The sequence below is a fragment of the Oleiphilus sp. HI0128 genome, assembly GCF_001635365.1.
Genome location: NZ_LWGG01000163.1, coordinates 1 through 1167 on the forward strand (window position 1 = coordinate 1; position 1167 = coordinate 1167).

At 46.4% G+C, this 1167-nt stretch carries 1 tRNA gene and 1 pseudogene; both read right to left on the reverse strand.

From position 1 onward, the window contains the following. Positions 1-153: 153 nt before the first annotated feature. Positions 154-229: transfer RNA gene (locus A3763_RS02080), tRNA-Gly, on the reverse strand. A gap of 234 nt (positions 230-463) precedes the next feature. Further along, positions 464-1167, reverse strand: a pseudogene (locus tag A3763_RS27940) (hypothetical protein); the annotation flags it as partial.

Consider the following 1167-nt stretch of genomic DNA (forward strand, 5'->3'; position numbering starts at 1 on the left):
AAATCTTATCATGCAAATGCTCTACGAAAAGCCAAGCCAAGCTAGGCGCGCAGATATTCATAATGTACTAAATAGCAATAAGTTTAGACCATAAAGAAGGTCTCGACTGAAGAATGAGCCGAATTTAATGATCGATAGGTAATAAAGATAAATTGGAGCGGGAAACGAGATTCGAACTCGCGACCCCAACCTTGGCAAGGTTGTGCTCTACCAGCTGAGCTATTCCCGCTTAATCTGGTGTGATTTTTTACTTGATCATACAAGAGAGAAGTAATAACACCCCTCTTAAAACCCGATTATTTACAGAGAGTTACGCCCTCAGATCGAGTGAGGGCGTATTATAGGGAGAGCATTTTTGTCATGCAAGTCCTTTAATAATAAAAAGCGTGAAAAAGATAACACTTTTGAAATCTATCTCGAACCTTGCCCGATCACCCTACAAAATCATCAGCAGACGCTTAGATTAAGCGCCCTTATCCTTTTCTTCATCTGAGGGCAGGTCATCTGTGTCACCGATATCGAAGTCTTCCAAGTTGAACTCTTCGTCATCGTCGTCATCCAGCGGGTCGCTTAGATCCAATGCATCTTCAATTTCCTTTTCCAAGTCCTCTTCAGGCTCATCCGCAGCATCCTCAATCGCTTGAGCAATATCGGCAGCCAGGTCCTCGTCATCCCCGGAAATGTCCAGCGCATCGGCCTCTTCCGGCTCATCAAGCTCAAGCTCCTGAGCGACATCACTTAAGTCATCGGTAGATAGGTCCACGACCTCTTCAGGCTCAGGCTCAGGCTCTACTAAAGGTTCGTCATCCTCTTCAAGCTCAACAAGCGGCTCGTCATCCTCTTCCAACTCAACTAGCGGCTCATCATCCTCTTCCAACTCAACAAGCGGCTCATCCTCTGGCTCCTGAGAGGCAACTGGAACTTCTTCGGGTGGCTCTTCAACAAAGTCTAAGCCATCATCCGGTTCTGCTTCGGGTTCTTCTTCCACCTCAGCACTCGCTTCAGTTTCTACATCTTCTGCAATTTCTTCAACATCCTGATCGCTCAGGATTTCTGTTTCTTCAACTTCCTCTTCTTCCTCTTTCGCCTGACGCTTTTTAAGCAAATAGAAGGCTAAGCCACCCAAGAGCAAGCCCCCTAGAACACCGCGGCCGATAATAAACCAAA